Raw genomic sequence first — 17,279 nt, 5'->3', positions numbered from 1 at the left:
GTGTCCCGGCGCTGGCTACAGGCGCGTAAAAGCCTCGCCAGGGCGAGGCCTTGGCCACTTGGGCAACATCCCGCTACGGCCGGTTAAACCGGCCAGGGCAGACCGCCCGCTGCTCCGATCAGGCGTCGGCGCCGGCAATCGCGGTATAGGCAGTCGCATCGAGCAGCTTGTCCAGCTCGCTGACATCGCTGGGCTTGAGCTTGAAGAACCAACTGCCGTAGGGGTCGCTGTTGACGCTCTCGGGGCTGTCGGCCAGATCCGAGTTGATCGCGATCACTTCGCCGCCCACCGGCGTGTAGATATCGGAGGCGGCCTTGACCGACTCCACCACCCCGGCCTCTTGACCGGCCGCCAGGGTCATGCCGACATCCGGCAGCTCGATGAAGACCACGTCGCCCAGGGCTTCCTGGGCGTGATCGGAAATACCGACGGTGACCGTGCCATCGGTTTCCAGGCGGGCCCATTCGTGGCTGGTGGCGTAACGCAGATCGGCGGGGATAGTGCTCATGTGTCGTTCCTCGTAAGAGATGACGGCGACCGCGCCGTCAGGAAAATTTAGCAGGGGTTGGCCATAACGAAAGGAGTCATTAATAACATCGCGCTCTCAACGGCAGCCCGCGGTTGACGCCGCCGTCCAAGCCCTTCCGGGTTACCGGCTTGGCGCGCTATCCCCACGGTGCCTGCAGTAGCGTTCAGATCAGGGCTTTGCCATGGCGCACGAACATCGGCGTGACCACTCTGACCGGGTACCATTTGCCGCGGATTTCCACCTCGGCGCGCTCGCCAGTCGCTGTCGGTACGCGCGCCAGGGCGATGGACTTGCCGAGGCTCGGGGAGAAGCTGCCGCTGGTGATCTCACCCTCGCCCACGCCTTCCACCCGCACCACCTGATGGGCGCGCAGCACGCCACGCTCCTCCAGCACCAGACCAACCAGCTTGGACTGCACTCCCGCGCGGCGCAGCCCTTCCAGCACCTGACGCCCGACAAACTGGCGAGTGGCCGGCGCCCAGGCGATGCTCCAGGCCATGTTGGCCGCCAGCGGCGTGACGCTCTCGTCCATGTCCTGGCCATACAGGTTCATCCCGGCCTCCAGGCGCAAGGTATCGCGAGCGCCCAGGCCGATCGGCGAGATACCGGCGCCGACCAGGTCATTGAAGAAGCCCACGGCCTGATCGGCCGGCAACATGATTTCCAGGCCATCCTCGCCGCTGTAACCGGTACGGGCGATAAACCAGTCGCCTTGCGCCAGGCCTTGGAACGGCGTGAGTTCGTGGATCAGGGCGGCGCGGGCCTGGGTCACCAGTTCGCACGTCTTAGCGCGAGCATGCGGCCCCTGGATCGCGAGCATCGCCAGCTCGCGGCGCTCATTCAGCTCGACGGCAAAGGCGCCGCTCTGTTGGCGCATCCAGGCCAGATCCTTGTCCCGGGTAGCGGCATTGACCACCAGACGATAGCCGCTCGGCCCTTCGGCAGAGTCGGTGAGGTAGACGATCAGGTCGTCGATCACCCCGCCCTGCTCGTTGAGCATGGCGCTGTACAGGGCCTTGCCGGAAACCTGCAGACGCTCCACGTCATTGGCCAGCAGGTGCTGCAGATAGGCCTTGGCCTGAGTGCCGCCGACATCCACCACGCACATGTGGGAAACATCGAAGACCCCGCAATCGCGGCGCACCTGGTGGTGCTCTTCGACCTGCGAGCCATAGTGCAGCGGCATGTCCCAGCCACCGAAATCGACCATCTTGGCACCCAAGGCGAGGTGCAGGTCATACAGAGGGGTGCGCTGTCCCATGGGTGTCTCCTTCCGGGCTTGGCGAAGCTGCGGGCAAGTGCCGAAGCCGCTGAAACAGGGCACTGGCACGGGCTGGCGAAATGACCGACCGCAGCGAATGGCGCGCATTGTAGCCGCAACACCGCGGCGGGTCATCTTGGCCGTAGGGCGTACTCGCCGCGGCCGAACGACGGACGGCTCGCCGTACGCGCCTGGGTTCGCCCTAGCCGATCCTGCGCGCCGAACGCCGGATCAGCAGGATCACCGGCAACAGACCGACCAGCACCAGGGTCAGGGCCGGCAGCGCGGCGCGCGCCCATTCGCCCTCGCTGGTCAGCTCGAACACCCGCACCGACAGGGTGCCCCAGCCGAAGGGGCGCATCAGCAGGGTCGCCGGCATTTCCTTGAGCACATCGACGAACACCAGCAGCGCCGCCGACATCGCCCCCGGCACCAGCAGCGGCAGGTAGACCCGGAAAAACAGGCCGATGCCGCCGACCCCCAGACTGCGCGAGGCCTCCGGCAACGACGGCCGGATCCGCGCCAGGCTGTTCTCCAACGGCCCATAGGCCACCGCCATGAAGCGAATCAGATACGCCAGCAACAAGGCCGACAGGCTGCCGAGCAAGATCGGCTTGCCGGCACCGCCGAGCCAACTGGACAGCGGCATCACCAGTTCGCGATCGAGCACGCTGAAGGCCAGCATGATTGCCACCGCCAGCATCGAACCCGGCAACGCATAGCCGAGATTGGCCAGGCCGACGGTCGAGCGCATCAACCGGGTCGGCGCCAAACGGCGGGCGAAGGCCAGCAGCAAGGCCACACTGACCGTGATCAGCGCCGCCATGCCGCCGAGGTAGAGGGTATGCAGAATCAAGGCGGTGTAGCGCTCGTCCAGATCGAAACGGCCGCGCTGCCAGAACCACACCAGCAACTGCAGCACGGGAATCACGAAACCACAGGCGAACACCAGGCCGCACCAGAGACTGGCAGCCAGCGCCCGGCCGCCCTTGAGGTGATACAGCGCCTTGACCCGGGGCCGCTCGTTGGCCGGGCGCACGGCCCCGCGGGCACGTCGTTCGCCATAGAGCACCAGCATCACCGCGAGCAACAGCAGGCTGGCCAGCTGGGTGGCACTGGTCAGGCTGTAGAAGCTGTACCAGGTCTTGTAGATGGCCGTGGTGAAGGTGTCGAAATTGAACACCGAGACCGCGCCGAAATCGGCCAGGGTCTCCATGATCGCCAACGCCAGGCCGGCGCCGATGGCCGGTCGCGCCATCGGCAGGGCCACCCGCCAGAACGCCTGCCAGGGGCTCTGCCCGAGCACCCGCGCGGCCTCCATCAACCCCTTGCCCTGGGCCAGAAAGGCATTGCGCGCCAGCAGGTAGACATAGGGGTAGAACACCAGCACCAGGACGATGATCACCCCGCCGGTGGAACGCACCCGCGGCAGGCGCAAGCCGGCGCCAAACCAGTCGCGCAACAAGGTTTGCACCGGCCCGGCGAAATCCAGCAGACCGACGAAGACAAAAGCCAGGACATAAGCCGGGATGGCGAAGGGCAGCATCAGCGCCCAATCCAGCCAGCGCCGGCCAGGGAACTCGCAGAGGCTGGTCAGCCAGGCCAGGCTGACGCCGAGCACGGTAACCCCGCCCCCGACCCCGAGTACCAGTATCAGGGTGTTGCCGAGCAGACGCGGCAACTGGGTTTGCCACAGGTGCGCCCAGATCTGCCGATCCACCTCATGCCAACTGAACAGCAGCACACTCAGCGGCAGCAATACCAGCAGGGCAATGACAAAGGCGATGGGATACCAGCGACGCTGGGCAGGATGGGCCACGCACAATCCTCGGAACTATTTTCTCGACGGCATAAACACAACGCCCCGGACTAGGCCGGGGCGTCGAGTATAACTGCAGCCTAAAGCAAGAAACCGAATCGAATCTGCGGTTAGCGCTCAGGCAATGACCTGGATCAGTTCCAGCCGGCGCGATCCATCAGCATGGTCGCTTCGGCCTGACGCTTGCCGGCCACTTCCAATGGAATGCTGTCGGCCTTGAAGCTGCCCCAGGCGGCCACTTCTTCCGATGGCGCGATCTGCGGGTTGGCCGGGAACTCCTGGTTCAAGCTGGCGAACAGACCCTGGGCTTCCTCGGTGGTCATCCACTCCAGCAGCTTCTGCGCCTGCTCGGCATGCGGCGCATGCTTGGTCACGCCGGCACCGGAGAGGTTGACGTGGACGCCGCGGTCGGCCTGGTTGGGCCAGAACAGCTTGGCTTTCAAATCCGGCTGCTGTTTGTGCAGGCGGCCGAAGTAGTAGGTATTGACCATGCCGACATCGCACTGGCCGGCATCGATGGCCTGGATCAGGGCGGTGTCGTCGGGGAACACGTCGGTGGCCAGGTTATTCACCCAGCCCTTGACCAGCGCTTCGGTCTTGGCCGCGCCATGGGTCTCGATCAGGGTGGCGGTCAATGACTGGTTATAGACTTTCTTGCTGGTACGCAGGCACAGGCGGCCTTCCCAGTTCTTGTCGGCCAGGGCTTCGTAGGTCGACAGCTCCTGCGGCTTGACCCGCTCGGTGGAGTAGACCACGGTCCGCGCGCGCAGCGACAGGCCGGTCCAGGCGCCGGTGCTGGAGCGATACTGGGCCGGAATGTTGGCGTCGATGACCGCGGACTGCAGCGGCTTGAGCACGCCTTCCTGCTCGGCCTGCCAGAGGTTGCCGGCGTCCACGGTGATTAGCATGTCGGCCGGGGTGTTCTCGCCTTCGGCTTGCAGGCGGGCCAGCAGCGGCGCTTCCTTGTCGGTGATGAACTTCACCGCGACACCGGTCTTGGCGGTGTAGGCATCGAAGACCGGCTTGATCAGCTCGTCGATACGAGCGGAGTAAACCACCACTTCATCGGCGGCCTGCACGGCACCGGCCAGCGCGGTGAGGGTGAGAGCGGCGAACAGACGCTTGCTAACCTGCATGGATACTGCCTCTTGAGCGAAGGTGAGTCGAAAGATCAAATAGTAGTGAATGTCATTTAGTTTCTCAACCATTCTTCACTTCAGCACGATGAGCCACCATGACCCAGGTCAATCTTCGGCAGTTTTTTAATCCGTCCAGCCGCATCGACGGACGACAACGGCGGATTCAGGCACGCGCCAGCTCCGGCAAATCGCCGCTGAGGCCCAGCGCCTGGCGGACGAACAGCGCCTTGGCCTCGGGCAGCTCGTCGACCCAGTTGAGCCCGGCGTTGCGCAGCCAGCGCAGCGGCAATGGGTCGGCCTGGAACAAGCGCTCGAAGCCCTCCATCGCCGCCATCATCGCCAGGTTATGCGGCATGCGCCGACGCTCGTAGCGACTCAGCACGCGCTTATCGGCCAGGCACTCGCCACGCGCCAGGGCATGCAGCAGCACCTCGGCCAGCACTGCGACATCGAGAAAACCCAGGTTGACGCCTTGCCCGGCCAGCGGATGGATGCTGTGCGCGGCATCGCCGATCAGCGCCAGCCCATCTTCGACGTAGCGCTTGGCATGGCGCTGGCGCAACGGGATGCACAGCCGCGGATCGGCGTGCAGCACCGCGCCCAGGCGATGCTCGAAGGCCTTGCCCAGCGCGCCACAGAACCCGCCGTCGTCCAGCGCCATCAGGCGCTCGGCTTCGCTCGGGGTGGCCGACCAGACGATCGAACACCAGTGCTCGTCCGGCGCGGCAGCCAAGGGCAGAAAGGCCAGCGGGCCGTCGTCGGTGAAGCGCTGCCAGGCCGTGGCCTGGTGCGCCTCGGCGCAGCGCACGCTGGTGACGATGGCGTGGTGCAGGTAATCCCACTCGCGGGTGGCGCAACCGGCCAGACGGCGCACCGCCGAGTTGGCGCCATCGGCGGCGATCAACAAGGGCGCGCGTAACTGGCGGCCATCGCTCAGGGTCAGCAGCCAGTCGTCGCCAGAACGGCGCAACTGCTCCAGGCGGGCATTGTTCAGCAGGCCGACGTTGCCCTCGTGCAGGCGCTCGAGCAAGGCGTCCTGCAGCACGCGGTTCTCGACGATATGGCCGAGCGTCTCGGCATGCACGCTGGCCGCACTGAAATGAATCTGTCCGGTACCGGCGCCGTCCCACACCTGCATCTCGGCATAGGGACTGCTGCGCCGGGCGGTGACGCCCGGCCACACGCCGAGCCGTTCGAGCACCCGCTGGCTGGCGATCGACAGCGCACTGACCCGCGGCTCGAAGGGCGCGGCAGGGTCGAACGGCTTGACGCTGAGCGGCCCGCCGTCGATCAGGAGGATGTCCAAGCCCTGCTCTTGCAGGGCCAACGCCAAGGCGCTGCCGACCATACCGGCACCGACGATGATCAGATCCGCACGCATGTTGATTCCTTAAGCTGCCTGTCGGGCACGGGGCTTGAGCCGCACGTACAAGGTCTTGTGCACCCGCGCCACCAGGGTTCCGGCGCCGTCCCGCACCTCCACCTGCAGCTCGGGTAAATACTTGTCGCCGTCGGCCGTGCGGACACGGATCTCCTCCAGCAAGCCTTCGTCGATGCTGAAGTCGGCAAACACCGGGCCCTGGCCCGGAGCGATGAAGTCGATGCGGGCGGCCTTGTCCCAGACGATGTAGTCGCGCCCGAGGTTCTCCATCAGCATCAGCATGAAGAACGGATCGGTCATCGAATACAGACTGCCACCGAATTGGGTGCCCACATAATTACGGTTGTACCAGCCCAGGCCCATCTTGACCTGCACCTGACGGAAGTCCGCGCCGATATGCCGCACCCACACCCCGGCGCCCAGGTAGGGCGGATAGAGATTCATCGCCCAGCGCAGCATGCGCGCCTTGCGGGCTAACCGGCGAGCCGTCATCCGCTAGCGCTCCACACGGGTGCCCAGGCCCATGGCCTGGCGAGCGAACCAGCGTTTGGCCGGCGGCAGCAGATCCAGACCGAGCAGGCCCAGACCGCGCCCGGCGGCGAGCAGCGGCTCGCCACTGCTGAACAGGCGGGTGACCCGATCGGAAAAGCCCACGGTCAATTGCTGGTCGAGCCGCTGCCGCTGCAGATAGCCCTGCAAGGTCGCCAGATCGCCCAGCGGCGCACTGCTGGCCAGCAGCGTCTCGGCCAATGCCAGGGTATCGCGCAGGGACAGGTTGTAGCCCTGCCCGGCAATCGGGTGCAGGCTGTGCGCGGCGTTGCCGAGCACCACCAGATGGGAACGCACCTGCTCTTCGGCCGCAGTCAGCGCCAGCGGGTACAGGTGCCGCGCCCCGACCTGGCGCAAGGCACCGAGGCGATAACCGAAGGCCTGCTGCAACTCGCCGAGAAAGCTCGCTTCATCCAGCCGCAGCAAACGCTCGGCGTCTGCCGTCGAGCGAGTCCAGACCAACGCACAGCGTTTGTCCGCCAGCGGCAGCAGGGCCATCGGCCCGTCTGCGGTGAAGCGTTCGAAGGCCAAGCCGTGGTGATCGTCCTGCGGGCTGAGATTGGCGATCAGCGCACTCTGGCCGTAGGGCCTATGGCTGACGCCGATGCCCAACTGCTCGCGCAAACCGGAACGGCCACCATCAGCGAGAACGGCCAGGTCACACTCCAGACTGGACTCGTCATCCAGGGTCAAGCGATAGCCGTGCTCCAGCGCATCCAGGCGAGTCACCTGCGCCGGGCTGCGCCAACTGACCACCTGCCGATCCAGAGCCTGCCACAGACACTGGCCCAACCAGGCGTTTTCCACCACATAACCCAGCGCCGGCACGCCCTCCTGCGCGGCGCTCAAGCGCGCCGCGGCAAAGCGACCGCGATCGGAGACGTGGATCTGCAGTATCGGCTCGGCGCGCTCAGCGATGGCCTGCCACAGGCCAAAGCGCTGGTAGATCAGCCGCGTGCCGTAGGACAGCGCGGTAGAGCGCGCATCGTAGCTCGGCTGATAACCTTCGCCCGGGGCGAAAGGTTCGATCAGGCTGATGCGCCAGCCGCGCGCCTTGGCCTCGCCCTGCAGGGCCAGGGCCAGGCTGGCGCCGACCAGCCCGCCGCCGATGATTGCCAGATCGACTCGCTGCATGGGTTCAGGCCGCCACGGTGCGCGCGGCGGCCATCAGCGCCTCGATCTCGGCGACGGTCTTCGGCACGCTACGGGTCAGCACCTCGCAACCGCTCTTGGTCACCACCACGTCGTCTTCGATGCGCACCCCGATGCCACGCCATTTCTTCGCCACATGGGTGTTGTTCGCGGCGATGTAGATGCCCGGTTCGACGGTCATGGCCATGCCGACTTCCAGCTCCCGCCACTCGCCGCCGACCTTGTAGTCGCCGACATCGTGCACGTCCATGCCCAACCAATGGCCGGCGCGGTGCATGTAGAAAGGTTTGTAGGCCTCGGCGGCGATCAGCTCGTCGACCTCGCCGTGCAGCAGACCCAGCTCGACCAGGCCGGCGGTGATCACCCGCACCGTGGCCTCATGGGCTTCGTTCCAGTGCTTGCCCGGAGCGATGTGCTTGAAGGCCTCCTCGTTGGCGGCCAGCACCAGCTCGTAGATGGCCTTCTGCTCGGGCGAGAACTTGCCGTTGACCGGAAAGCAGCGGGTGATGTCGCTGGCGTAGCAATCGATCTCGCAGCCGGCGTCGATCAGCACCAGGTCGCCGTCCTTGAGCGGCGCATCGTTCTCGCGGTAATGCAGGATGCAGGCATTCTTGCCGGCCGCGACTATCGAGCCATAGGCCGGCATCTTCGCCCCGCCCTTGCGGAACTCGTAGTCCAGCTCGGCCTCCAGGTGGAATTCATGCAGGCCGGCACGGCTGGCCTGCATGGCGCGCACGTGGGCACGCGCGGAAATCTGCGCCGCCTCCTTCATCACCTTGACCTCGTTGGCCGACTTGTACAGGCGCATGTCGTGCAACAGGTGGTCGAGGGCGACGAACTCATTCGGCGGCGAAGCGCCCAGGCGAGCCTTGGAGCGGATCTGGTTGATCCAATCCATCAGGTGACGATCGAACTCCTGATTGGTGCCCATGGCGTAGTAGACCCGCTCACGGCCTTCGATCAGGCCGGGAAGGATGTCGTCGATGTCGCCGATGGGGAAGGCATCGGCGGCGCCGTACTGGCCGATCGCGCCGTCCTGGCCGGCGCGCAGGCCATCCCAGAGCTCGCGCTCGGGATCGCGCTCGCGACAGAACAGCACGTACTCGCCGTGCTCGCGGCCGGGAATCAGGGCGATCACCGCCTCCGGCTCGGGGAAGCCGGAGAGGTACTGGAAGTCGCTGTCCTGGCGATAGACGTGCTCGACGTCGCGGTTGCGGATATACACCGGCGCCGCCGGCAGGATGGCGATGCTGTTGGGTTCCATCTGCGCCATCAGCGCCTTGCGCCGACGGGCGTATTCCGCCTTGGGGATGCTGATCATGGGCAAGCTGGGTCCACTTCTAACGCGAAATAAATCAGTGCAGCGACGGCTTGGCGGTCGCGGCGACAGGCTTGGCGCACTCACTGAACAGCAGCAGCGGGGCCACCCGCAGGTATTCCATCACTTCCATGTAATCGTTCTCGCCATCTTCCGACTCTTCCAGGGCGTTCTGCACCTGGGCGATGGCCGAGAGATCCTGCAACACCTCCATGGCCTCGGCGCTCAGGGCGCTGTCACCCGCGGTCAAGCCGAAGCCGCCGAGAAAGCCCTGGCACCACTGGCCAATGGCTGCAGCGCGTTCGCCCAGCGGCGCGTCATCGGACGGCAACAGCAGCACCACAGTGACTTCGTCACCGCACAACTCGCCCTTGACCATCTCCTGCAAACCAATCAACGCCTGGCGTACGTTGTCTTGCGGGGCAGCGCCGAGCAGCTCGGCGGCATCCACCAGCCAGGCATCGATAGCGAAACCGGCACCCGCGCAGCTGCGGCCCAACAGCAGGCCATGCAGTTCGGCAGGGGAGACGGGGTGGCCGCTGCTGGCGAGCAGCGCGGCGAAAGCGGTATACGGAGAACTTGAAGTCGGCATAGATCACTAGGCGCCAAGCGGCGCAATCACTAGAATGAAGGCCTAGTATCCTAGCACCGGCAGGCGCGCCAAGACCATCCAGGCCGGCGCAAGGTTTGACCCCAGCCAGGGGCAAGCCTATATAGTCGGTCAATCCTTGCCTTAGCGAGACCCCATGGAAGACGTCGACCTGCACGCCCTCACGACCAAGCTGGAGCAACTGATCCAGCGGGTCGAGCAGCTCAAGACCCAGAACCGGACTCTCCTGGCAAACGAACAGGCCTGGCGCGAGGAGCGCGCCCATCTAATCGAAAAGAACGAAATGGCCCGGCACAAGGTCGAATCCATGATTTCGCGCCTCAAAGCCCTGGAGCAGGACTCATGACCCCGTCGAATACCGTTACCGTCCATATTCTGGACAAAGAATATTGCATCGCCTGCCCGGCGGACGAACGCGCCAACCTGGAAAGCGCCGCGCGCTACCTGGACGGCAAGATGCGCGAGATCCGCAGCAGCGGCAAAGTCATCGGTGCCGACCGCATCGCGGTGATGGCCGCGCTGAACATCACCCACGACCTGCTGCACAAACAGCAAAACCTTGATCAGCAAGCGACCTCGACCCGCGACCATGTGCGCAACCTGCTCGAGCGCGTCGACCATGCCCTGGCCAACGATGATGGTGGCGATGGCCAAGCTCGCTGATTACGACGCCGCGGATTCGGGTATACTGGCCACCGCTCCCTGGAGTGTGCGCCAGTTGGTGATGTCCCTGAGCCGATACGCACAAACCCGGGGGTTGCATGTTGGGGCCGGTGTGCATGTCCGCCTGACGGAAAGCCTTAACGCCTCCTGCAACCTCCACCTTGAACTTTCGGGTTCAAGGGCTAAGCCGACAGCGACACGTCGGGGAGTCTTATTTTCATACCTGCTGCCCGCTGCCGGCAACGGGTGCCACGCCTGATCATGCTCGATTCAGCCGACCTGACCCGCCCGCAATTACGCCGCCTGCTACGGCAACAGCGCTGCGCCCTCGACACTCAAGCGCAACGCCGCGCCGCCCAGCAACTGTATCGACAACTGGCGCAACATCCGTTGTTTCGGCGTGCCAAGCACATCGCCCTGTACCTGCCCAACGATGGCGAAATCGACCCGCGGCCGCTGTTACGCGCCGCGCAACGCCGCGGCAAAGCCACCTACCTGCCGGTACTCAACTCCTGGCCGCGCAGCAAGATGGTGTTTCAGCGCGTGCGCCCGCACGAGGCCATGAAACCCAATCGCTTCCGCATCCCCGAACCGCGCCACAATCGCGCACAGCAGCGCAAGGTATGGGCACTGGATCTGGTGTTGCTGCCGCTGGTCGGCTTCGACCGCCACGGCGGGCGCATCGGCATGGGCGGCGGCTTCTACGACCGCAGCCTGGCGTATCGAGGGGTGCGCAAAAAATGGCACAGCCCGACTTTATTGGGCCTGGCGCATGAATGCCAGCAGGTAGATCGGCTGGTATTGGCCAGCTGGGATGTGCCGCTCAAGGCGACGGTGACGGACAGGGCGTGGTACTGAAAGGTGCTGGCGGCACCGCGATCCCTGCGGCGCATGGCGAACTCGGCGGGCGGCTCAGGGTTGCGCGGAGACGTTAACCGGCCTATCACCCTGGCGTTCCCATAGGCTCTGGGTGTAACCCGTGGTAACCACGCCCAGGCTGAACAGAACGACTAATACCCACAATAGATCTGGCTTACGTTTCATAGGATGCCTCCCCCTTCGAGGCATGCTGCGCACGGTGATCCGGCGGTTTTATTTTTATCGGCCGTACAAACCGTCTGATGCAAAGGCCGGCATTGTCTGCCAGTCGTCGCAACCAAGCAATTTCTGGCGCCAAACGGTCGCCAGCTGCGCGTACGGCCATCGGCCCGCAGCAAGAACCGCCTTTTGGGAGCAAAGTTCATGCCTTACTGGCTGATGAAGTCGGAACCCGACGAACTGTCGATCCACGACCTGCAGCGCCTCGGCCACGCCCGCTGGGATGGGGTGCGCAATTATCAGGCGCGCAATTTCTTGCGCCGCATGCAGAGCGGCGAGCACTTGTTCTTTTACCATTCCAGCTGCCCCGAGCCGGGCATCGCCGGCATCGCCTGCATCAGCAGCCCCGCCTATGCCGACCCGACGGCGCTGGATCCGCACAGCCCTTACTTCGACGCCAAGGCCAGCCACGAGAAAAACCCCTGGAGCGCGGTCGACGTGGCGTTTGTCGAAGCCTTCAGCCGGGTCATTCCGCTGGCCGCACTGAAGGCGCACGGCGCCTTGCTGGAGCTGCCCCTGGTGCACAAAGGCAGTCGCCTGTCGGTGATGCCGGTCAGTGCCGAGCAATGGGCGGCCATCCTCGCGATGCGCTGAGCAGGCGCTGGCGAGCGCGCACGGGGCAGCCTGCGGTTGACCTGCATCAAGGGTTGAGCGAAGCCGCTGCAGCACAATCCATACGACCGGCGCGATAGAGTCCTGGCATCCCGGCGGCACGGCAGGCCTGGAGTCGGCCGATGCTCACAAGCGGCCACTGCTCGCCCCTGCGGCATGCAGCGCAGGCCATGCCCCTCCTGCCCTTGAGACACCATGGATGAATATGCCCAGCAGCAAGAATTGGATTCTCCGCCTCACCCTCGCCCTGATCATCGCGGCAATCACCGGTTTGCTCTGGTATGAGCTGCGCCCCACTGGCCTGGGCCAAGCTTTCGCCAGCGGCAACGGCCGCATCGAAGCCACCGAGGTGGACGTGGCAACCAAGCTGGCCGGACGCATCGCCAGCATCGAGGTCGACGAAGGCGAGTTCGTCCAGCCCGGACAGATAGTCGCGCTCATGGACACCCAGGTGCTGCAAGCGCAACTGGCCCAGGCCCAGGCCCAAATGCGCCAGATGCAGAACAGCCAGTTGACCGCCCGCGCCCAGGTCAGCCTGCGCGAAAGCGAAAAAATCACCGCCGAAGCCATAGTGCTTCAGCGCCAGGCGGAAGTTTCCGCCGCGCAAAAACGGCATGCCCGCAGCGCCATCCTGGTTAAACGCAACGCCATGCCCCAGCAACAACTGGATGATGACCTGGCACGCCTACAAAGCACCCAGGCGGCCTTGGCCGCGGCGCGCTCCCAGGTCATCTCGGCCGCTGCGGGAATCACGGCCGCACAATCCCAGGTCGTCGAAGCGCAGTCGGCGGTGGAAGCGGCCCAGGCCAGCGTCACACGCCTGCAGGTCGAGATTGCCGACAGTCAGCTCAAGGCCCCGCGCGGCGGCCGCGTGCAATACCGCGTGAGCGAGCCTGGCGAAGTCATAGGCGCGGGCGGCAAGGTGCTCAATCTGGTGGATCTGAGCGATGTCTACATGACCTTCTTTCTCCCCGAACGCCAGGCTGGCCGGGTCGCTCTGGGGGCCGAAGTGCGCCTGGTCATAGATGCGATTCCCCAGTACGTGATCCCGGCCAAGGTCAGTTATGTGGCCAGCGTCGCCCAGTTCACCCCGAAAACCGTGGAAACCGCCAACGAGCGCGAAAAGCTGGTGTTCCGGGTCAAGGCGCGCATCGCCCCCGAACTGCTGCAACGTCATCTGCACCAGGTCAAGACTGGCGTACCCGGCATGGCCTACCTACGTCTCGACCCGCAGGTCGAATGGCCTGAGCACCTGGTCATCAAGGTTCCCCAATGAGCGAGGCGCCAGCAACAGTCGCGCGGCTGCGTGAGGTCAGCCTGCGCTACGGCAAGACCTGCGCGCTGGATGCGCTCAGCCTGGAAATACCGGCACAACGCATGGTCGGCCTGATCGGCCCGGACGGCGTCGGCAAGTCCAGCCTGCTGGCGCTGATTGCCGGAGCCCGCAAGATCCAGAGCGGGCAGATCGAGGTGCTCGGCGGCGATATGCGCGAGCGTCGCCATCGCCGCCAGGTCTGCCCGCATATTGCCTATATGCCCCAGGGCCTGGGCAAAAACCTCTACCCGACGCTGTCGGTGCTGGAGAACCTGGACTTCTTCGGCCGCCTGTTCGGCCAGGGTCAGGCCGAGCGCACCCGGCGCATCGACGAGCTGCTCGCCAGCACCGGCCTGACAGCCTTTCGCGAGCGGCCGGCGGGCAAGCTCTCCGGCGGCATGAAACAGAAGCTCGGCTTGTGCTGCGCCTTGATCCACGACCCGGATCTGCTGATCCTCGACGAGCCCACCACCGGCGTCGACCCGCTCTCGCGCAACCAGTTCTGGGAGTTGATTGCCCGGATCCGCAGCCAGCGCCCGCAGATGAGCGTGCTGGTCGCCACCGCCTATATGGAAGAAGCCCAGCGCTTTGACTGGCTGGTGGCCATGGATGCCGGCCAGATACTGGCCACCGGCACCCCGCAAGGGCTGCGCGACGCCCATGGCTGCGCCACCCTGGAAGACACCTTTATCGCCCTGCTCCCGGAGGCAAAGCGCCAAGGCCACCGGGCCCTGGTGATTCCACCGCGGCCGCCGACGGCTACAGGCGCTAACGAACCGAGCAGCGCCATCGAAGCACGCGAACTGACCTGCCGCTTCGGCGATTTCGTCGCCGTCGACCACGTCAACTTTCGCATCGAACGCGGGGAAATCTTTGGCTTTCTCGGCTCCAACGGCTGCGGCAAATCCACCACCATGAAAGCCCTCACCGGCCTGCTCGAGGCCAGCGAGGGCCAAGCCCTGCTGTTCGGCCAGACGGTGAACCCCAAGGACATGGCCACCCGCCGCCGGGTCGGCTACATGTCCCAGGCCTTCTCCCTATATGCCGAACTGACGGTGCACCAGAACCTGGTGCTGCACGCCCAGCTGTTCCATGTGCCGCGCGCCGAAATTGCCCGGCGGGTCACCGCGATGGCCGAGCGTTTCGACCTGCGCAGCGTGCTCGACAGCCTGCCCGAGCGCCTGCCGCTGGGCGTGCGCCAACGCTTGTCACTGGCGGTGGCGGTGATCCACAAACCGGAAATCCTGATCCTCGACGAACCCACTTCCGGCGTCGACCCGGTGGCCCGCGATGGCTTCTGGCAGTTGATGATCGACCTGTCGCGCAACGACGGGGTGACCATCTTCATCTCCACCCACTTCATGAACGAGGCGCAGCGTTGCGACCGCATCTCGCTGATGCATGCCGGCAAGGTACTGGCCAGCGACACTCCGCAAGGACTGATGCAGCAGCGCGGCCTGGCGACCCTGGAAGCGACCTTTATCGCCTACCTGGAAGAAGCAGCCAACGCCGGCGCGCCAGTCGCCGCCAGCCCCGCGGCCAAGCCTGACCCGGCACCGTCAAGCCCGCGCCAGCGCTTCAGCCTGCGCCGCCTGCTCAGCTACAGCCGCCGGGAAACCCTGGAGCTGCGCCGCGACCCGATTCGCGGCAGCATGGCCCTGCTCGGCACGGTGCTGCTGCTGTTCATCATCGGCTACGGCATCAGCCTGGATGTGCAAGACCTGAGCTTCGCCGTGCTCGATCGCGACCAGACCACCACCAGCATGGACTACCACCTCAACCTGTCTGGCTCGCGCTACTTTATCGAGCGCCCCGCGCTGCAGGACTACGACGACCTGGAACGGCGCATGCGCAGCGGCGAAATCAGTCTGGCGGTGGAAATCCCGGCGAATTTCGGCCGTGACCTCAAGCGCGGCAGCAGCCCCCACATCGGCATGTGGATCGACGGCGCCATGCCGACCCGCGCGGAAACCATCAAGGCTTATGTGCAAGGCATGCACAGCGACTACCTGGCCAATCTGGCGCGCCGCTCGAGCCAGGCGCAACCCGCCAGCCCCGCCGGCCTGGAAGTGCGCTACCGCTACAACCCGGACGTGGAAAGCCTCAAGGCCATGGTGCCGGCGGTCATCCCGCTGCTGCTGATGCTGATTCCGGCCATGCTCACCGCCTTGGGGGTGGTGCGGGAAAAAGAGCTGGGCTCGATCATCAACCTCTACGTCACCCCGGTGACGCGCCTGGAATTCCTGCTCGGCAAACAGTTGCCCTATATCGCCCTGGGCATGCTCAGCTTCATCCTCTTGCTGCTCCTGGCCGTGACCCTGTTCGATGTGCCGCTCAAGGGCAGCCTGCCGACCTTGCTGCTCGGCGGCCTGCTCTACATCACCTGCGCCACCGGCCTGGGCCTGCTGATCTCGACCTTCACCCGCAGCCAGATCGCCGCGGTCTTCGGCACCGCCATCGCCACCCTGCTGCCGGCCATCCAGTTTTCCGGGCTGATCTACCCGGTGTCCTCGCTGGAGGGGGTAGGCGCACTGATCGGAACCCTCTACCCGACCTCGCATTTTCTGCTGATCAGTCGCGGCACCTTTTCCAAGGCCCTCGACTTCAGCGATCTGTACGCCCCGTTCGGCGCGCTGCTGCTGAGCATTCCGCTGCTGACCCTGCTCTGCGTCGGCTGCCTCAAGAAGCAGGAGCTCTGATGCGCAAGCTGGCCAATATCGCCCACCTCGGCTGCAAGGAATTTCGCAGCCTGCAGCGCGACATCGCACTGGTGCTGCTGATCGTCTGGGCCTTCAGCATCGGCGTTTACTCCGCCGCCACCAGCATGCCGGAGAGCCTCGCACACGCCTCCATCGGCGTGGTCGATGAAGATCAGTCGCCGCTCTCCGAACGCCTGATCAACGCCTTCCAGCCGCCCTACTTCAGCCCCCCGGCACGCATCGACCTAAGCCAGCTGGATCGCGGCATGGATGCCGGGTTGTACACCTTCAGCCTGAACATCCCGGCGAACTTCCAGCGCGATGTACTGGCCGGGCGCTCGCCCGTGATCCAGCTCAACGTCGATGCCACCCAGGTCAGTCAGGCCTTCACTGGCGCCGGCTATATCCAGAGCATCGGCGCCGGCGAGATCGCCGAGTTTGTCCGCCGCTACCGTGCCCGTCCGGCACAGAGCGCCGAGTTGGCGGTGCGGGTGAAGTTCAATCCGAACCTGCTGCGCGCCTGGTTCGGCTCGGTGATGGAGGTGATCAACCAGATCACCATGCTATCGATCATTCTCACCGGCGCCGCGCTGATTCGCGAACGCGAGCACGGCACCGTCGAACACCTGCTGGTGATGCCGGTCACGCCGCTGGAGATCATGCTGGCCAAGGTCTGGTCGATGGGCCTGGTGGTGCTGGTCGCGACCCTGCTGTCGCTGACCCTGGTGGTGCAGCGTTGGTTGCAGGTGCCCATCGGCGGATCGCTTGGCCTGTTCCTGTTCGGCGCGGCGCTGCACCTGTTCGCCACCACCTCGATGGGCATCTTCTTCGGCACGGTGGCGCGCTCGATGCCGCAACTGGGGTTGCTGATCATCCTGGTGCTGATCCCGCTGCAGATTCTCTCCGGCGGCACCACGCCGCGCGAAAGCATGCCCGAACTGGTGCAGCAGATCATGCTGGCCGCCCCCACGACGCACTTTGTCAGCCTGGCCCAGGCGATTCTCTACCGCGGCGCCGGGCTCTCCATCGTCTGGCCGCAGCTGCTCGCCATCAGCGCCATCGGCACGCTGTTTTTCGCCGCCGCCCTGCTGCGCTTTCGCAAAACCCTGGCGCAGATGGCTTAGCAGGCCTTGG

The 17,279-nt window shown here is 65.3% G+C and carries 17 protein-coding genes and 1 other RNA gene; 8 read left to right on the top strand and 10 right to left on the bottom strand.

Going from position 1 to position 17,279, the window contains the following annotated elements; all coding sequences use genetic code 11:
• Positions 1–118 precede the first annotated feature (118 nt).
• The 9 genes from gcvH to P8H27_RS07290 all read right to left on the bottom strand — a co-directional run bounded on the left by gcvH (position 119) and on the right by P8H27_RS07290 (position 9,740).
• Positions 119–508 (bottom strand): glycine cleavage system protein GcvH, encoded by a 390-nt coding sequence (gene gcvH / locus P8H27_RS07330; RefSeq protein WP_289636395.1) that lies wholly within the window; start codon positions 506–508, stop codon positions 119–121.
• Between the two features lie 184 nt (positions 509–692).
• Positions 693–1,790 (bottom strand): glycine cleavage system aminomethyltransferase GcvT, encoded by a 1,098-nt coding sequence (gene gcvT, locus P8H27_RS07325; protein WP_289636394.1) that lies wholly within the window; start codon positions 1,788–1,790, stop codon positions 693–695.
• Between the two features lie 202 nt (positions 1,791–1,992).
• On the bottom strand, positions 1,993–3,609 hold the full coding sequence (locus P8H27_RS07320; RefSeq protein ID WP_289636393.1) for an iron ABC transporter permease: 1,617 nt from the start codon (positions 3,607–3,609) through the stop codon (positions 1,993–1,995).
• A 134-nt stretch (positions 3,610–3,743) separates the two neighbouring features.
• The gene (locus tag P8H27_RS07315; protein WP_289636392.1) at positions 3,744–4,745 is read right to left on the bottom strand and encodes an extracellular solute-binding protein; all 1,002 of its coding nucleotides are present in this window, start codon (positions 4,743–4,745) and stop codon (positions 3,744–3,746) included.
• A 166-nt stretch (positions 4,746–4,911) separates the two neighbouring features.
• Entirely contained in the window at positions 4,912–6,129 is a 1,218-nt protein-coding gene (locus P8H27_RS07310) for a 2-octaprenyl-3-methyl-6-methoxy-1,4-benzoquinol hydroxylase (RefSeq protein ID WP_289636391.1), read from the bottom strand.
• A 9-nt stretch (positions 6,130–6,138) separates the two neighbouring features.
• A complete protein-coding gene (locus tag P8H27_RS07305) occupies positions 6,139–6,621 on the bottom strand; it encodes a DUF4442 domain-containing protein (RefSeq protein WP_289636390.1) in 483 nt (160 codons plus the stop codon).
• Between the two features lie 3 nt (positions 6,622–6,624).
• Complete coding sequence (gene ubiH / locus P8H27_RS07300) at positions 6,625–7,812, bottom strand: 2-octaprenyl-6-methoxyphenyl hydroxylase (RefSeq protein WP_289636389.1); 1,188 nt, start codon at positions 7,810–7,812, stop codon at positions 6,625–6,627.
• A 4-nt stretch (positions 7,813–7,816) separates the two neighbouring features.
• On the bottom strand, positions 7,817–9,151 hold the full coding sequence (pepP, locus tag P8H27_RS07295; protein ID WP_289636388.1) for a Xaa-Pro aminopeptidase: 1,335 nt from the start codon (positions 9,149–9,151) through the stop codon (positions 7,817–7,819).
• A 34-nt stretch (positions 9,152–9,185) separates the two neighbouring features.
• Positions 9,186–9,740 (bottom strand): YecA family protein, encoded by a 555-nt coding sequence (locus P8H27_RS07290; protein WP_289636387.1) that lies wholly within the window; start codon positions 9,738–9,740, stop codon positions 9,186–9,188.
• 154 nt (positions 9,741–9,894) lie between these two features.
• On the opposite strand from P8H27_RS07290, the gene P8H27_RS07285 reads away from it, so the two are divergent.
• The 4 genes from P8H27_RS07285 (at position 9,895) to P8H27_RS07270 (ending at position 11,279) form a co-directional block, all read left to right on the top strand.
• Positions 9,895–10,104: a TIGR02449 family protein gene (locus tag P8H27_RS07285; RefSeq protein WP_289636386.1), complete on the top strand. Its 210-nt coding sequence runs from the start codon at positions 9,895–9,897 to the stop codon at positions 10,102–10,104.
• Positions 10,101–10,421, top strand: a complete 321-nt coding sequence (locus P8H27_RS07280; protein WP_289636384.1) for a cell division protein ZapA — start codon at positions 10,101–10,103, stop codon at positions 10,419–10,421. The genes P8H27_RS07285 and P8H27_RS07280 overlap by 4 nt, the downstream gene beginning before the upstream one ends.
• A 33-nt stretch (positions 10,422–10,454) precedes the next feature.
• Positions 10,455–10,633: non-coding RNA, 6S RNA (gene ssrS / locus P8H27_RS07275), on the top strand.
• 49 nt (positions 10,634–10,682) lie between these two features.
• Positions 10,683–11,279: a 5-formyltetrahydrofolate cyclo-ligase gene (locus P8H27_RS07270; RefSeq protein WP_289636382.1), complete on the top strand. Its 597-nt coding sequence runs from the start codon at positions 10,683–10,685 to the stop codon at positions 11,277–11,279.
• A gap of 54 nt (positions 11,280–11,333) precedes the next feature.
• Here the strand turns inward: P8H27_RS07270 and P8H27_RS07265 are convergent, their stop codons facing one another.
• Positions 11,334–11,465: a hypothetical protein gene (locus P8H27_RS07265; RefSeq protein ID WP_289636381.1), complete on the bottom strand. Its 132-nt coding sequence runs from the start codon at positions 11,463–11,465 to the stop codon at positions 11,334–11,336.
• 198 nt (positions 11,466–11,663) lie between these two features.
• Between P8H27_RS07265 and P8H27_RS07260 the strand changes: the two genes are divergently transcribed.
• From P8H27_RS07260 to P8H27_RS07245, 4 genes are all read left to right on the top strand, one after another.
• Entirely contained in the window at positions 11,664–12,113 is a 450-nt protein-coding gene (locus P8H27_RS07260) for an EVE domain-containing protein (RefSeq protein ID WP_289636379.1), read from the top strand.
• A gap of 217 nt (positions 12,114–12,330) precedes the next feature.
• A complete protein-coding gene (locus P8H27_RS07255; protein WP_289636378.1) occupies positions 12,331–13,407 on the top strand; it encodes an HlyD family secretion protein in 1,077 nt (358 codons plus the stop codon).
• The gene (gene rbbA, locus P8H27_RS07250) at positions 13,404–16,145 is read left to right on the top strand and encodes a ribosome-associated ATPase/putative transporter RbbA (protein WP_289636377.1); all 2,742 of its coding nucleotides are present in this window, start codon (positions 13,404–13,406) and stop codon (positions 16,143–16,145) included. Before P8H27_RS07255 ends, rbbA begins: the two co-directional genes overlap by 4 nt.
• Entirely contained in the window at positions 16,145–17,269 is a 1,125-nt protein-coding gene (locus tag P8H27_RS07245; RefSeq protein WP_289636375.1) for an ABC transporter permease, read from the top strand. The genes rbbA and P8H27_RS07245 overlap by 1 nt, the downstream gene beginning before the upstream one ends.
• Positions 17,270–17,279 lie beyond the last annotated feature (10 nt).

The sequence above is a fragment of the Pseudomonas sp. sp1636 genome (assembly GCF_030376615.1).
Taxonomy (GTDB): domain Bacteria; phylum Pseudomonadota; class Gammaproteobacteria; order Pseudomonadales; family Pseudomonadaceae; genus Aquipseudomonas.
Note: the sequence above shows the minus strand (reverse complement) of the source record. Positions and strands in the feature narration are given on the sequence as shown.